The sequence below is a fragment of the Yinghuangia seranimata genome, assembly GCF_029953285.1.
Taxonomy (GTDB): Bacteria; Actinomycetota; Actinomycetes; order Streptomycetales; family Streptomycetaceae; genus Yinghuangia; species Yinghuangia seranimata.
This window is the reverse complement of record NZ_JASAOI010000006.1, coordinates 105,645-119,654: the sequence shown is the minus strand read 5'-3', so window position 1 is coordinate 119,654 and position 14,010 is coordinate 105,645. Positions and strand designations below refer to the sequence as shown.

Annotated in this window: 12 protein-coding genes; 6 read left to right on the top strand and 6 right to left on the bottom strand. The window is 71.7% G+C overall.

Annotated features, from left to right (window positions below; translation table 11 throughout):
* Positions 1–39 precede the first annotated feature (39 nt).
* The gene (locus tag QI554_RS04060; protein WP_281465891.1) at positions 40–627 is read left to right on the top strand and encodes a hypothetical protein; all 588 of its coding nucleotides are present in this window, start codon (positions 40–42) and stop codon (positions 625–627) included.
* A 50-nt stretch (positions 628–677) separates the two neighbouring features.
* On the opposite strand, the gene QI554_RS04055 is transcribed toward QI554_RS04060, so the two are convergent.
* The 3 genes from QI554_RS04055 to QI554_RS04045 all read right to left on the bottom strand — a co-directional run bounded on the left by QI554_RS04055 (position 678) and on the right by QI554_RS04045 (position 3,023).
* Positions 678–944 (bottom strand): hypothetical protein, encoded by a 267-nt coding sequence (locus tag QI554_RS04055; protein WP_281465889.1) that lies wholly within the window; start codon positions 942–944, stop codon positions 678–680.
* A gap of 10 nt (positions 945–954) precedes the next feature.
* A complete protein-coding gene (locus QI554_RS04050; protein WP_281465887.1) occupies positions 955–1,884 on the bottom strand; it encodes a hypothetical protein in 930 nt (309 codons plus the stop codon).
* Between the two features lie 122 nt (positions 1,885–2,006).
* Complete coding sequence (locus QI554_RS04045; protein ID WP_281465885.1) at positions 2,007–3,023, bottom strand: LacI family DNA-binding transcriptional regulator; 1,017 nt, start codon at positions 3,021–3,023, stop codon at positions 2,007–2,009.
* Positions 3,024–3,229: 206 nt separating this feature from the next.
* On the opposite strand from QI554_RS04045, the gene QI554_RS04040 reads away from it, so the two are divergent.
* Genes QI554_RS04040 through QI554_RS04025 form a run of 4 tightly spaced genes read left to right on the top strand, consistent with a single transcriptional unit; the run spans position 3,230 to position 6,754 of the window.
* Positions 3,230–4,126 carry an ABC transporter substrate-binding protein gene (locus QI554_RS04040; protein WP_281465883.1) on the top strand — a complete coding sequence of 299 codons (897 nt, stop codon included), beginning with the start codon at positions 3,230–3,232 and terminating at the stop codon, positions 4,124–4,126.
* Complete coding sequence (locus QI554_RS04035; protein WP_281465881.1) at positions 4,123–5,241, top strand: amino acid ABC transporter permease; 1,119 nt, start codon at positions 4,123–4,125, stop codon at positions 5,239–5,241. The genes QI554_RS04040 and QI554_RS04035 overlap by 4 nt, the downstream gene beginning before the upstream one ends.
* 5 nt (positions 5,242–5,246) lie before the next feature.
* Complete coding sequence (locus QI554_RS04030; protein ID WP_281465879.1) at positions 5,247–5,990, top strand: amino acid ABC transporter ATP-binding protein; 744 nt, start codon at positions 5,247–5,249, stop codon at positions 5,988–5,990.
* Positions 5,987–6,754 (top strand): type 1 glutamine amidotransferase, encoded by a 768-nt coding sequence (locus QI554_RS04025; protein WP_281465877.1) that lies wholly within the window; start codon positions 5,987–5,989, stop codon positions 6,752–6,754. Before QI554_RS04030 ends, QI554_RS04025 begins: the two co-directional genes overlap by 4 nt.
* Positions 6,755–6,872: 118 nt before the next feature.
* Here QI554_RS04025 and QI554_RS04020 read toward each other — a convergent pair whose 3' ends face one another.
* On the bottom strand, positions 6,873–7,316 hold the full coding sequence (locus QI554_RS04020) for a MarR family winged helix-turn-helix transcriptional regulator (protein ID WP_281465988.1): 444 nt from the start codon (positions 7,314–7,316) through the stop codon (positions 6,873–6,875).
* Positions 7,317–7,594: 278 nt separating this feature from the next.
* Between QI554_RS04020 and QI554_RS04015 the strand changes: the two genes are divergently transcribed.
* The gene (locus tag QI554_RS04015; protein WP_281465875.1) at positions 7,595–9,082 is read left to right on the top strand and encodes an MFS transporter; all 1,488 of its coding nucleotides are present in this window, start codon (positions 7,595–7,597) and stop codon (positions 9,080–9,082) included.
* Here the strand turns inward: QI554_RS04015 and QI554_RS04010 are convergent.
* Both QI554_RS04010 and QI554_RS04005 read right to left on the bottom strand, forming a co-directional pair.
* On the bottom strand, positions 9,066–10,010 hold the full coding sequence (locus tag QI554_RS04010) for an RNA polymerase sigma factor SigF (RefSeq protein ID WP_281465873.1): 945 nt from the start codon (positions 10,008–10,010) through the stop codon (positions 9,066–9,068). The genes QI554_RS04015 and QI554_RS04010 overlap by 17 nt on opposite strands.
* 370 nt (positions 10,011–10,380) lie before the next feature.
* Complete coding sequence (locus tag QI554_RS04005) at positions 10,381–13,755, bottom strand: pyruvate carboxylase (protein ID WP_281465871.1); 3,375 nt, start codon at positions 13,753–13,755, stop codon at positions 10,381–10,383.
* Between the last annotated feature and the right edge of the window lie 255 nt (positions 13,756–14,010).

Below are 14,010 nucleotides of genomic sequence, written 5' to 3'. Positions count from 1 at the left end.
CGCTGACAGTGGTCGGCACCCGGACAGAAGAGCTACCGCATGCAGCAGAAGACGTCAGCCCGGACGATCAAGCGCGCCGCGGCGGTGGCCATGGCGGCCGGAGCCCTGACGGTCGCCCTACCGTTGACGGTCCACGCCCTCCCCGCCCTCGACGACGACCCCGCCCCGGTCCTCGCCGACACCGGCGCCTCCGGCAAGGAACCCGCGATCCTGATGGCCGGCGTGGTCATGCTCGCCGGCGGCGCCGTCGTCATAGGCGCGGCCCGCCTCCGCACCCTCCGCGCCGGCACGGACGACGACTACGAGGACGACGACTACGACGACGACCTCGACGAGGACTTCGACGACGACCTCGACCCCGCCCCGGCCGACGCCGAGACCACTCCGGCGGACGAGCCCCCAGCCAAGCCCACCGAACAGCCGGGCAACGCCGAAGCCGCAGCGGACAAGAGCAACGAGGACGACACAAAGCCCGAAGACGCCGAGCCGACCACGAACACCGGCGACAACGACACCCGCAAGGCCGACCCCGAGCCCCCCACCGCCACCGCCGCGAAGCCCGACAACGAGGCAGCCACCCCCGAGCCGCCCAAGGACAAACCGACCACCCCCAACACCCCGTCCTGACGAACGCAAAGGCCCCGGGCGCCAAAACACCCGGGGCCTCGCAGACGTCATCAGTCGTCGTAGTAGCTCTCAAGGAGCTCACGAGCGGTCGCCATCCGTGTCACGACCGCCACCCGAAACCACCTGTCCAGCAGCACGTAGTCCGAAGTGCCACGGATCCGTGCCCTGTCGGCATCGGTCACAGTGATCCCACGCAGCTCCAACGTGGTGAGCAGCTTGCTCGCCTCCCACTCCGCGCGCTGGTCGATCGCCTCGAACATGTTCATCGGCAAGCCAAGCCCGATACGTTCCAGGGACGCCTTATAGGCCTCCAGCATGTCCCTCGCGCTATCCATCGAGGAGACCGGCGGCCGTCGTCGCGTCGGTCACGGCAGCCGTCTGGATCCAGATGTCGAGGAGTTCCTGGTCGGTACAGGCCATGATGCGCTCGCGGTCGGCGTCGGTCACCTCGATGCCACGGGCCGCGAGCACGGTCAGCAGGGAGACAGCCTGCCCCTCCACCCTGCCCTCGGCCTTGCCCTCGGCCTTCCCCTCAGCCAGGCCCCGGTCGCGGAACTGCTCGGCGTAGGCCTCGAAGATGGTCGCCGGGAATCGCTGGTCTACCGCCATCAGTGCCTCCATAAAGGTCGACTTCGCAGCATCAGTCGACGCGTTGTAGACGATACGAGCGTACCTATCCGCTTGCTCGTCAGGCAGCGCCCGAATGGCCGCCGCCAGTGCCGCGAACACCTGCTTGCCGAGGTCGGTGTCCGATCCGTGCAGCAGCCCCGACAGCAAAGTTTCGAAGGGCTTGCGGGCTGCTTCGACCGGGTCTTCCTGGACCGGGACGTCGTCCGGGCCCAGCACCCAGGGCTTCAGCGCATGCCAGTCCTGGATGCCCGTGTCGTAGGGCTTGCGACACCACTCGGCCGTCGCGCGGTCCGGGCACACGACCAAGAGCATCGTGCGGCAGTTGTGCGCCTTCCTCGCACCGACCAGGTACTGCGGCCAGCTCATGAACTTGCGTCGGTCCTTGCCCCGTTGAACCTCGACGACGAGGGCTACCTCGGGCGCCCCAGCGACTCGTTGCGGATCCGAGTACACGATCACGGCGTCCGCGAACAGCACCTGCGGCACGGTTTGGGACATGTTGGCGGATTCGACCCGCCCGGCCCAGTCGAGTTGCACGGCGGCGCCCTGGAGCGCGAGTTCCTTCAGCGCGACTCCAGGAGCGTCACAGAACAGGTCGATGAGACCTTCATGTTCGGTCGTAACCATGGCGCGAAGCTATGGCGCTCTTTTCACCCACCGCAGTCGAACGACTACATCCAGCAGCACATTCGTTCGAGCGAGTGAATTTATCTCCGCCAAAACCCGCCCCACAGCAGAGATTTCGCCTATTACCCCGCAAAGGTGGAGTCGCGAGGCACCACCGTGCAGGGGACGACCGGGTTGCGGCGGGAGGTGCCGGCGAGGGTGTCTATGAGGAGGCTGGCGGCTTCGGCGCCGATGCGTTTGGCGTCGAGGCTCAGGACGGTGAGGGGGATGTCCCAGTCCTTGGGGGCGGCGGTTTCGCTCATGACGCTGAGACGGACGTCGCCGGGGATGTCGAGGGTGAGGCGGCGGGCGGCGACGAGGAGGGCCTGGCCGTAGGTTTCGTTGAGGCCGTGGACGGCGTCGGGGCGGGTCGGGGAGTCGAGGAGGCGTCGGGCGGCCGCGGCCGGCTCCTCGTCGCGGGCGGGGGCTTCGATGCGGGCGGTGGTGCCGCGTTCGGCGCACCAACGGCGGTACAGGTCCTCGCAGTCCATCGTGTACGAGTCGGCTTCGGCGCCGGAGAGCAGGGCGATCGAGCGGCCGCCGCTGTCCCACAGGTGGTCGAGGATGGCCCGCATGCCCGTGGCGAGGTCGCTCTCGACGGTGGGGACGGTGTCGTAGCCGGGGTCGATGGGGCGGCCGTCGGTGACGACGGGCAGGCCGCGGCGGGCGCAGTCGAGGAGGAGCGGGTCCTCGCGCACGGGGTCGACGATGATCAGGCCGTCGACGGGGACCCGCGACCAGAGCCCTGAGGCCGGGTCGCCGGGGAGGACGACGAGGGCGTAGTCGCGTTCGATCGCGGCCATGGTGGCGCCGGCCGAGAACGCCGCGTAGTAGGGCCGGTAGGTGCCTTCCCACGGGCCTTCGGCCATGTGGCTGACGGCGAGGCCGAGGATGCCGGTACGTCCGGAGACCAGGCCGCGGGCGACCGGGTCGGGGCGGTAGCCGAGGCGTTCGGCGGCGGCGCGGACGCGGTCGCGGGTGTCGGGGGCGATCTGGCCCTTGCCGCTGAGGGCGTGGGACACGGTGGTGATGGAGAGCCCGGTGGCCTCCGCGACGTCGCGGATGCCGATCCGCTTCGGCTTCCCCCGTTTGGCCGCCATCGTTGCCGTCTCCTCTCGGTCGCCCGCCGGTCGCGGGCCGGTGCCGGTCCCGCCCCGGCGAGGGGCGCCAGCCTAGCCGCACAAAACGTTTTGGTCTCGTCACGAGTCGGGTCTTGACGGACCCAAAACGTTTTGGGCAGCCTATCCCCTCATCAGCCCCGGTCGGTCGGCCCGGGCCTCTGCCCGCCCCCCGAAGGAGCTCCACGATGCGAAGCCTCCGCACGACCGCCGCCGCGCCCGTGCTCGCCGCCGCGTTCGCCCTCGCGCTGACCGCCTGTTCGAGCCCCGGCGGCGACGCCTCCACGGCCACCACCGACGCGAAGGGCGGTACGGCGTACGGCAAGTGCACCGTCACCGGCACCCGCGGCGAGTTCAAGCTCGACCCCACGCACGGCGGCACCCTGACCGTGCAGGGCGACCTCCCGTCGCCGGGCTGGTGGAACGGCGACACCGTCGCCGACATCAAGGACGGCTACGAGTACTGCATGGCGGCGAACATCGCCTACCGCGCCGGCCTGGACAAGCTGAAGGTCACCAACGCCTCCTTCGACGCCCTGGTGGCCGGCAAGACCAAGGACTTCGACCTCGCGCTCGCCGAGATATCCATCACCGACGAGCGCCGCAAGGTCGTCACCTTCTCCGCCCCCTACTACGCGTCGAACATCGGCGTCATGGTCAAGGGCGACAGCAAGGTCACCGCCGCCGACCTCGCCAACCTGCGCATCGGCGTCAAGCAGGGCACCACCGGCGCCGACTTCGTCGCCCAGACGCTCAAGCCCGTGCACGAGACCTCGGTCTTCGCGGGCGACCCCGAGCTGGCCGCCGCGTTGCAGGCCGGGCAGATCGACGTCGCCATGACGGACGTCGCGATCGTGCTCGGCCAGGCCAACGCGTCCGACGGAAAGCTCAAGGTGGTCGGCCAGTTCACGACCGGCGAGTCGTACGGCGCGCTCTACCCGAAGGGTTCCGCGAACGCGACGGCGCTCGACGCGATCATCAAGCAGATGGGCGACGACGGCACCCTCGACAAGCTCGCCACCACCTACCTCGGCCCCGCGTTCGGCGGCGACCCCAAGAGCATCCCGGTCTGGAGCACCAAGTGAGCTCCGGCACCGCCGTCCGCCCCGCGGACAAGCAGCACGAGGCGCGGCCCGCCGCCGCGCCCCGCCCCTGCCGCCTGCTCGCGGCGGCCGGTCTGGCCGGCGTGCTCCTGACGGCGGCCCTCACGGTGGCCACCGGCGCGGGCGCGCACGGCGCACTCGTCGGCACGCCGTGGGGCGGCGGCACCACGTGGGCGCTCACCGCGGCGGCGACCGCCGGCGTCCTGGTCCTGCTGTGGCCCGCGCTCGGCGCGTGGCGCGCGGCGGCGGCGAGTGCGGGCGCGTGGTCCGCGGGCCGGGCCGCCGACGCCCGCCGCGAGGCCGCGAAGTCCCGTGAGTCCGCGTGGACTTCGCTGGGCTGGTGCCTGGCCGCGGGGACCGTCCTCGGACTGGTGTGGTTCCTGCTGGCGAACGACCGGGCGGTGCAGCGCACGTTCCTCGACGGGCACGTGATGTCGCTGAGCTTCGCCGACATCACCAACGCGCTCGGCACCAACCTCTTCATCGCCGTGGTCGCCCAGGTCCTGGTGATGGTCTGGGGGTTGGCGCTGGCGCTGGCCAGGCTCGCGCCGGGCCGGGCGGGGCGTCCGCTGCGGCTGCTCGCGGTCGCGTACATCGACCTGTTCCGCGCCGTCCCCGCGATCATCATCATCTACCTGGTCGGCTTCGGACTGCCGCTCGCCGAAGTGCCGGTGCTGAGCGACCTGTCGCCGACCTGGTTCGCGATCATCGCGCTCACCCTGACCTACGGCGCGTACGTCGCCGAGGTCTACCGCGCGGGCATCGACGGCGTGCACGCCGGGCAGACCGCCGCCGCACGCTCGCTCGGCCTGTCGCACGGGGCGACGCTGCGCTACGTGGTGGTCCCCCAGGCCGGGCGCCGGGTCGTCCCGCCGCTGCTCAACGACTTCATCAGCCTGCAGAAGGACACCGCGCTGGTGAACGTGATCGGCACGATCGACGCGTTCAACCAGTCGAAGATCTTCGCGGCGAACCACTTCAACCTCTCGTCGGTGACCGTCGTCGCCGTGCTGTTCATCGTCATGACGATCCCTCAGGCCAGGCTCGTCGACCACCTCGTCGCACGCGACGCGCGTGCCCGCGCCAAGGGGGCCTGACCGCCATGCCGTTCCTGGAGATCGACGCGGTACGCAAGAACTACGGGCCCCACGAGGTCCTCAAGGGCATCGACCTGTCCGTCGAACGCCACCAGGTCGTGACGCTCATCGGCGCGTCCGGCAGCGGCAAGTCGACGCTGCTGCGCTGCGTCAACGCGCTGGAGGACATCGACGGCGGCGAGATCCGCCTGGACGGCGACCCGGTCTCCGGGCCGGGCACCGACGTCAACCGGCTGCGCCGCGACGTGGGCATGGTGTTCCAGAGCTTCAACCTGTTCCCCCACATGTCGGTGCTCAAGAACGTGTGCCTGGCGCCCGTGAAGATCGGCGGCGTGCCGAAGGCCGCCGCCGAGGAGAAGGCGATGGCGCTGCTGTCCCGCGTCGGGCTCGCGGACAAGGCGGGCGCGCACCCCGACCGGCTCTCCGGCGGTCAGCAGCAGCGCGTCGCGATCGTCCGGGCGCTCGCCATGGAGCCGCAGGCGCTGCTGCTGGACGAGATCACCTCGGCGCTCGACCCCGAGCTGGTCGCCGAAGTGCTCAACATCGTCCGCGAGTTGGCGGACGACGGGATGACCATGCTGCTCGCCACGCACGAAATGGGCTTCGCCCGCGAGGTGTCGAGCAAGGTGTGCTTCCTGCACCAGGGCGTGCTCTTGGAGGAAGGGCCGCCGGAGCAGATCTTCGGCGACCCGAAGGAGGAGCGCACACGCGCGTTCCTGCGCCGGATCATCGAGGCGGGACGGCTGTGAGCACGACGCACGACACCCCCACGGTCCTCACCGTCGAGCACGAAGACGGCACAGGGCCAGGCCTGTTCGGCGCCCGGGTCGAGGCCGCCGGGGTGCGCCTCGACGTCCGCCGCCCCTGGGCCGGCGACCCCCTGCCCGACGATCTCGACGGCTACGCGGGCCTGTTGGTGCTGGGCGGTTCGCCCGGTCCGTACGACGACGGCACCGCGCGGTGGCTGCCGCACACCCGAGCCCTGCTGCGCGCCGCGGTGGCGGCCGACCTGCCCACGTTCGGCATCTGCCTGGGCGCCGAGTTGCTCGCCGTCGCGTGCGGTGGCTCCGTCCGCCACGCGCCGCTGCCCGAGGTCGGGCTGGTCCCGGTGACGCCCCTTCACCAGGCTTCCGCAGACCCGCTGTTCGCCCCTCTCGCGGACTCCGCCGCGGCACCCGCCGTGCAGTGGCACTGGGAGGAGGTCGACGCACTGCCCGACGAGGCGGTGCCGCTGATGACGAGCCCGCGGTGCGCCTACCAGGCGTTCCGCATGGGCAGCGCGGTGTGGGCCGTGCAGTTCCACCCCGAGGTGCTGGCGGACGCCGCCCGCGACTGGGCCGGCCACGACGCGGGCCGCCTCCCCGAGCTGGGCATCGACCCGGACCGCATGATCGCCGAGATCGCCGCGGCCGAGCCACAGCTGCGCGCGGCCTGGGGCGCGCTCGCCGACCGCTGGGCCGCCGTCGTCGCGAACCACCGGGCCCCGAACCACTCGGTCCCGAGCCACCGCTGACCGCCCGTCAGCCGCACCCACGCGGCACGGGCGGGACAACCGCACAAGCCGACCGCGCCTCCCGGACCCCCGAACCGGAAGGCGCGGTCTTTGCGTGGACGCGCACGACGGGAGGCGCTCAGTCGCGCGACCCGGCCCCCGTCGCCAGGTCGGGCCGCGGCCAGGCGTTCCCCTGGAGGTCCTCGATCGAGCGGTTGAACCGGGTGAGGACGTCGAGCAGTTCGCGGCGCTCCGGCTCGTCCCAGTCGGCCAGGACGCGTTCCAGGCCGCGCCGGTGGCGCTCGCGGTCGGCGGCCAGCCGGCGGCGGCCCTCCTCGGTCGCGCGGAGTTTGCGGGCGAGGCCGCCGTCGGGGTCGACGATGCGTTCGGCGAGGCCGCCGCGGAGCAGGGCCGCGACCTGGCGGTTGACGGTGGAGGTGTCGAGCATGAACGCGTCGGCGAGCTGCCCGATGGACATCGGCCCCTCGGCCTCGAGGCGGCTGATGAGGAGGTAGGCCGAGCGTTCCAGCGGCCGGCCCTCGACGTTGCGGTTGACCATCACCTGGTGCCGGGCCAGGACCATGCATTCGCGCTCGATGTGGGCCAGCACGTCGTCCGGCGCGTGATTCGGCACGGGTCCTCCCTCGTCGGTGCCCTGCGGGCCGCCCTCTGCTGCGCCAACGCGCGTCCCCCGGGCCGGGTTCCGGCGCGCCCCCAACCTATCCAGGGCCCGTGCCGGCGCGGTGCGGAGGCGAGCGTCACAGCGGACTTTCCGGGGTCCCGAGTATGCACGATACACATTGTGTGTATCGTGCATACAGATCGCCGCCCGCCCCCCACGGGCACAGCCACGGAGGCCAGATGACCGCCGCACCGCCCACCGCCGCACCCCACGGCGCGGAACACGACCGCGCCCGCGGCGGGATCGTCGTCACGGTCCTCGCGTTCTGCGGCATCGTCGTCTCGCTCATGCAGACGCTCGTCGTGCCGCTGCTCACCGAGCTCCCGAAGCTGCTCCACACCTCCGCGTCCAACGCCTCGTGGGTGGTGACCGCCACGCTGCTGTCCGGCGCCGTGTTCACCCCGGTGATGGGCCGGCTCGGCGACATGTACGGCAAGCGCCGCGTGCTCGCGCTCTGCCTGGCGCTGCTGACCACCGGCTCGGTCGTCTGCGCGCTCAGCGACTCGATCCTGCCGATGATCGCGGGACGCGTGCTCCAGGGCGCGTCGTTCGGCGTCATCGCGCTCGGCATGAGCCTGATGCGCGACGAGCTGCCGCCCGCGCGGCTCGGCCCGTCCGTCGCCCTGATGAGCGCGACGCTCGGCATCGGCGGCGCCATCGGCCTGCCGGTCGCCGCGCTGGTCGCGCAGAACGCCGACTGGCACATGCTCTTCTGGGGCGCCGCGGCGCTCGGCGCGTTCGACATCGCGCTGGTGCTGCTGCTCGTCCCCGAGTCGCCGGTGCGCACGCCCGCCCGCTTCGACGCCCTCGGCACGGTCGGCCTGGCCGCCGGGCTGGTCGCGCTGCTGCTCGCGATCTCGAAGGGCGCCGACTGGGGCTGGGGCAGCGGCACCACGCTCGGCCTGTTCGCCGCCGCGCTCGTGGTGCTGCCGCTGTGGGGGCTGGTCGAGCTGCGCACCGCCGCGCCGCTGGTGGACCTGCGGGTCAGCGCGCGGCCGCAGGTGCTGTTCACCAACCTGGCGTCGATCGTCATCGGCTTCGCGATGTACGCGCAGTCGCTGGTCTTCCCGCAGGTCCTGATGCTGCCCGAGGTCAGCGGCTTCGGCCTCGGCAAGTCGATGGTGGTCGCGGGCCTGGTCATGGCGCCCGGTGGCCTCGTGATGATGCTGGTCTCGCCGCTGTCGGCGAAGCTGTCCGCGGCCAAGGGCCCGAAGGTGTCGCTGCTGGTCGGCAGCGCCGTGACCGCGGGCGGCTACCTGCTCTCGCTCGGCATGCTCGACGCCGTCTGGAAGATCATCGTCGCGACGTCCGTCACGTCCGCCGGCTGCGCGCTCGCCTACTCGGCGATGCCCGCGCTCATCATGCAGGCCGTGCCGCTGGCGCAGACCGGCGCGGCGACCGGGCTCAACACCCTGATGCGGTCGATCGGCACGTCCACCTCGGCGGCCGTGGTCAGCATGATCCTGGCGAACCTGACGATGAAGCTCGGGCCCGCCAGCATCCCGTCCCTCGACGGCTTCAAGACGACGCTGTGGGTCGGCTTCGCCGCCGCCGTCTCCGCGTGCCTGGTCACGCTGCTCATCCCGACGCGCGCGCCGGAGCGCGCGGAGGCGGCCGCGCCCGCGCCGCGGCCCGCGCCCGCCGAGAAGCTCAGCCCGCGACCATGAGCCGCTCCCGCAGCGACGCCAGTGTGCGGGCCAGCAGCCGCGAGACGTGCATCTGGGAGATGCCGACCCGCTCGCCGATCTGCGCCTGGGTCAGATTGCCGTAGAACCGCATGACCAGGATGGCCCGCTCGCGCCCGGGTAGTTCGGCGAGCAGCGGGCGGAGGGCCTCGCGGTACTCGACGAGGTCGAGCTCGTGGTCCTCGGCGCCGAGCCGGTCGCCGACGGTCTCCTGGCCCTCGGCGTCGCCGTACGCGGTCTCGTCCAGGGACGTCGCGGTGTAGACGGTGCACGCGTCCAGGCCCTCGACGACCTCCTCCTCGCTGATGCCGATCCGCTCGGCCAGCTCGCGGGGCGTCGGGGTGCGGCCGAGCGTCGCGGTGAGCTCGTCGGTGGCGCGCAGCAGCTCGGTGCGCAGTTCGCGGAGCCGGCGCGGGACCCGCACGGACCACGAGGTGTCTCTGAAGAAACGTTTGATCTCTCCGATGATCGTCGGCATCGCGTAGGCCATGAAGCTGCTTCCGCGCTCCGCCTCGTACCGGTCGATCGCCTTGATCAGGCCGATCGTGCCGACCTGCACGATGTCCTCGACCGGCTCGCCGCGGCGCCGGTAGCGGCCTGCGGCGTGCCGCACCATCGGGAGGTTGAGCTCGACGAGCAGGCCGCGCACGTAGCTGTGCTGCGCGGTCCCCGGTTCGAGGGTCGCGAGCCGGGCGAGCAGGCCGTCGCCGGCCTCTCGGGCGAGCGGGGTGGGCAGGTGGTTGAGCAGCTGCGGGTAGGCCAGCAGCTCGTCGATGTTGAGGGTCCCCGATTCAGCAGGGGATTCGGCAGGGGGTTCGTCCGCCGCGCCCGGGACCGGCTTCGCGTCCGGATCCACGGGATCGGCGGAAGGGTCGACGCCGGGGTCGGCGTCGGTGAGGCGCACAGCCATACAGGTCTCCCAAACCGGACGGACGGACACCGAAACCCCGAGCGGAAACCGAGTCTGTGACGCGGGACACGCAAGGGCAAGAGGCCCGACGGGTTACGGAAGCATCCAAAACACCACAAAACCGGGCGCTACCGGCGTTAACGCGCGCAGAAAGCATCGGAAAAACTGATGAGACGCCGTCCGTTCGGCCCAACGACAACGCCGCGCGGGGGCGCTTTCGGGCCGGAGCGAACAAGCTCCGACCGTCAAAACGCCCCCGCGCGGCGAGATTCCTCACAGGGTCGCAACCTTTCGGTCGCGTCCGGTCATTCAGTTGTCGTGCCGTGCGCCCGGGCGACGCCGGGCAGGTCCGTCAGGTCCGTCAGGTCCGTCAGGAGACGACCACGAGCAGGTCGCCGGCCTCCACCGACGCCACCGTGTCGATCGCCAGCCGCTCGACGGTGCCGGCCGACGACGCCGTGATCGAGGCCTCCATCTTCATCGCCTCGATCGTGGCGACCGTCTGGCCGACCTCGACCTGGTCGCCGACGCCGACCTGCAGCGTGACGACGCCCGAGAACGGCGCGGCGACGTGGTTCGGGTTGTCCGGGTTGGCCCGCTCGCTCTCCGGACGGGCCGGCTTGACCGAGCGGTCGCGCACCGACAGCACGCGCGGCTGCCCGTTCATGCGGCAGTACACCGTGCGGTAGCCGCGCTCGTCCGCCTCGCCGATCGCCTCGACCGCGAGGTACAGCGCGACGCCCGCGGACAGCTCGACCGTCAGCTCCTCACCCGGCTTGAGCCCGTGCAGGAACGCCGGGGTCGGCACCACCGAGACATCGCCGTACAGCCGGCGGGCCTCCTCGAAGTCGCGCGCCGGGCCCGGGAACAGCAGGCGGTTCAGGGTCGCCCGCACGTCCTCGCCGTCCAGCGCGGCGTCCTGCTCCGCGGTGAGCGCGACGGTGCGCGACACCGTGGTGTTGCGCCCGGCCAGCGCGCGGGTGCGGAACGGCTCGGGCCAGCCGCCGGGCGGGGTGCCCAGCTCGCCCTGCAGGAAGCCGATGACGCTGTCCGGGATGTCGAACGACGCCGGGTCGTCCTCGAACTTCGCCGGGTCGGCGCCGACCGCGCTCAGGTGCAGCGCCAGGTCGCCGACCACCTTCGAGGACGGGGTGACCTTGACGATGTTGCCGAGGATGTCGTTCGCCGCGGCGTACGCGTCCTCGATCTCCTCGAACTTGTGCCCGAGGCCGAGCGCGATCGCCTGCTGCCGCAGGTTCGACAGCTGGCCGCCCGGGATCTCGTGCCGGTACACGCGGCCGGTCGGCGCCGGGAGGCCCGACTCGAACGGCGCGTACACCTCGCGGACCGCGGCCCAGTACGGCTCCAGGTCGCACAGCGCGTCCAGCGACAGGCCGGTGGCCCGCTCGGTGTGGTCGGTCGCCGCGACGATCGCCGACAGCGGCGGCTGGCTGGTGGTGCCCGCCAGAGCCGCCGACGCGCCGTCGATCGCGTCCACGCCCGCCTCGATCGCCGCGAGGTAGGTGGCCAGCTGGCCGCCCGCGGTGTCGTGGGTGTGCAGGTGGACCGGCAGGTCGAAGTTCTCGCGCAGCGCGGTGACCAGCGTCCGGGCGGCCGGCGCGCGCAGCAGGCCCGCCATGTCCTTGACGCACAGCACGTGCACGCCGGCCTCGACCAGCTTCTCGGCGAGCTTCAGGTAGTAGTCGAGCGTGTAGAGCGTCTCGTTCGGGTTCGACAGGTCGCCCGTGTAGCAGAGCGTGCCCTCGGCGATCGCGTGCGTGCCGAGCGTCGCCTCGATCGCCGGGCGCATCGCCTCGATGTCGTTGAGCGCGTCGAAGATGCGGAAGACGTCGATGCCCGTGCGGGCCGCCTCCTCCACGAACTTCACGCACACCTTGTCCGGGTACGGCGTGTACCCGACGGTGTTGCGGCCGCGCAGCAGCATCTGCAGGTTGAGGTTCGGCATCGCCTCGCGCAGCGTGGCCAGCCGCTCCCACGGGTCCTCGGTGAGGAAGCGCAGCGCCACGTCGTACGTCGCGCCGCCCCACGCCTCGACGCTCAGCAGCTCCGGGGTGAGCCGCGCGACGTGCGGCGCGGCCGCCGCGAGGTCGAACGTGCGGACACGTGTCGCGAGCAGCGACTGGTGCGCGTCGCGGAAGGTCGTGTCGGTCACCGCGAGCGCGTTCTGCGCGCGCAGCGCCTCCGCGAAGCCCTTCGCGCCGAGCTCGAGGAGCTTCTGCCGACTGCCGGACGGTGCCGCGCCCCCCGGGAGTTCGGGCAGCTTGGCGCGCGGGACGGCGAGCACGGGCGCGGGCCCGTGCGGCCGGTTGACCGTCACGTCCGCGAGGTACGCCAGCAGGCGCGTGCCGCGGTCGGCGCCGGCGCGGGCGCGCAGCAGGTCGGGGCGGTCCTCGATGAAGGACGTGGTGACCCGGCCGTCGCGGAACTCCCCGTCGTCCAGGACGGCCTGGAGGAACGGGATGTTGGTGGCCACGCCGCGGATGCGGAACTCCGCGACGGCGCGCCGCGCGCGGGCCACCGCGTCGCCGAACGTCCGCCCACGGCAGGTCAGCTTGACCAGCATCGAGTCGAAGTACGGGAGGACCTCGGCGCCGGTGAAGGTGCCGCCGTCCAGGCGCACGCCCGCGCCGCCCGGCGAACGGTACGCGGAGACCGTGCCGGTGTCGGGGCGGAACTCGTGCGCCGGGTCCTCGGTTGTGATGCGGCACTGCAGGGCGGCGCCCTGCACGCGGATGTTCTCCTGCGCGAGGCCGAGCTCGGTGAACGTCGCGCCGGACGCGATGCGCAGCTGCGACTGCACGAGGTCGATGCCGGTGACCTCTTCGGTGACCGTGTGCTCGACCTGGATGCGCGGGTTCATCTCGATGAACACGTAGCGGCCGCGCTCGTCGAGGAGGAACTCGACGGTGCCGGCGTTGCGGTAGCCGATGGTCTCGGCGAAGCGCACCGCGTCCGCGCACATGCGCGCGCGGATGTCGGGGTCCAGGTGCGGCGCCGGGGCGATCTCGACGACCTTCTGGTGGCGGCGCTGCACGGAGCAGTCGCGCTCGTAGAGGTGCACGACGTTGCCGTCGGCGTCGGCGAGCACCTGCACCTCGATGTGCCGAGGGCGGATCACGGCCTCTTCGAGGAACACGGTCGGGTCGCCGAACGCGGTCTGCGCCTCGCGCATCGCGGTCTCGATCGCGGCGCGCAGGTCCTCGCGGCGGTCGACGCGGCGCAGGCCGCGGCCGCCACCGCCGGCCGCGGCCTTGACGAAGATCGGGAAGCCGATCTCGTCGGCGGCGGCGAGCAGGACCTCGATGTCGTCGTTCGGGTCGGCCGTGCGGAGCGTCGGCAGGCCGGCGCTCTTGGCGGCCTCCAGCGCACGGACCTTGTTGCCGGCGAGCGACAGCACCTCGGCGTTGGGGCCGACGAACTGGATGCCGTTGGCCTCGCAGGCCTCGGCGAGCAGCGGGTTCTCGGACAGGAATCCGTAGCCCGGGTAGATGGCGTCCGCGCCGCACGCGATGGCGGCGTTGACGATGGTGTCGACGTCCAGGTAGGCGCGCAGCGGGTGGCCGCGTTCGCCGATCTCGTAGCTCTCGTCGGCTTTCTGCCGGTGGAGTGAGTGGCGGTCCTCGTACGCGTAGACCGCCACGGTGGTGATGTCCAGCTCGGTTGCGGCACGCAGCGCCCGTACGGCGATCTCGCCGCGGTTGGCCACCAGCAACTTGCGGATCACGAGCTACCCTCCTTGCCCGGTCGCCCGGGGACTCCGGTCGGAATGCCCGAACCATAGGACACGGGTACTGGTCCCCCGCAGGTCAGGTCCATATGCCGGGCACCGTGCGTGACTGCGGAACAACACGCCTGACCAGCGGGAACACTGTTCTCGCACGAAGCCCGAACGCGTGTGTGAACTTGGTCTCAGGTCGGCTAACCGGGATGAACCGGAAGAAACCGCCCTGGTGTGAACACACAGACGGTGGGCCGGCAC